Genomic DNA, 1,214 nt, shown 5'->3' on the forward strand with positions numbered 1-1,214 from the left:
AGCAGCATTGCTACTTCATTAGGGATGTTGGGAGATATCGAGCGAAATCGTGGCAATTGGGATGAAGCTGAGAAATTCTACCGGCAATGTTTGGAAGTTGAAACAGAATTAGGCGCTCGATCGGGCATGGCATCTTCTTGGGGTGTGTTGGGAGATATCGAGCGAAATCGCGGCAATTGGGATGAAGCTGAGAAACTCTATCGGCAACATTTGGAAATGATGACAGAATTGGGCGATCGATCGGGCATGGCATCTTCTTGGGATGTGTTGGGATATATAGAGCAATGTCGCGGCAAGTGGGATGAAGCAGAGAAACTCTACGGGCAATCTTTGGCATTGAGAACAGAATTGGGCGATCGATCGGGCATGGCATTTTCTTGGGGTGCGTTGGGAGATATCGAGCGAAATCGCGGTAATTGGGAGGAAGCTGAGAAACTCTACCGGCAATCTTTGGCATTGAGAACAGAATTGGGCGATCGCCCTGGTATGGCATCTTCTTGGGCATCGTTGGGAAATATCGAGCGAAATCGCGGCAATTGGGATGAAGCTGAGGAACTCTATCGGCAACATTTGGAAGTGATGACAGAATTGGGCGATCGATGGGGCATGGCATCTTCTTGGGGATTGTTGGGAAATATCGAGGGAAATCGCGGCAATTGGGATGAAGCTGAGAAACTCTACCGACAATCTTTGGAAATGATGACAGAATTGGGCGATCGCGAAGGGATAGCAATGTTGATCAGTGGTCTGGGAGAAAATGAACTCGGTAGAGGCAATCTAGATACAGCAGAACAACTGTTAACAGAAGCTTTAGGAAAAATGGAAAAACTGGGGATGACTAGGCATATTGCCTTAGTTAACTACGATTTAGCACGCCTTGAGCGAAAGCGCGGCAACACAGAAGTTGCTCAACAACATTACGATACAGCACATCAAATTTTTCAACAATTGGGAGCCGCCAAGGATTTGGAGAAAATCGATCGAGAATGGCACAAATCTGATTAGATATCATATCGTTTCCGGTGGCATCGGAATGATTTAACCACAGAGGACGCAGAGAACACAGAGGGAGACAAGAGAGAGATGAATAATTCCGATGAAGAGCGGAATTGATATCACTCGGCGATTGAAATCGCTATCGAGAATCAGGGAAATCTCCCAGTAGGCGTTCTGCTAATTCTAAAAACTGTTCTGCTTGCGCGATTAATTGATTA

The 1,214-nt window shown here is 46.3% G+C and carries 1 protein-coding gene; it reads left to right on the forward strand.

All coding sequences use genetic code 11. The features are described from left to right. Positions 1-1,005, forward strand: a 1,005-nt coding sequence (locus ACUVJL_RS04560; protein ID WP_445244766.1) for a tetratricopeptide repeat protein, incomplete at its 5' end; no start/stop codon positions are given. Positions 1,006-1,214: the final 209 nt, after the last annotated feature.

This window comes from Microcoleus sp. OTE_8_concoct_300 (assembly GCF_031383065.1).
Classification (GTDB): domain Bacteria; phylum Cyanobacteriota; class Cyanobacteriia; order Cyanobacteriales; family Microcoleaceae; genus Microcoleus.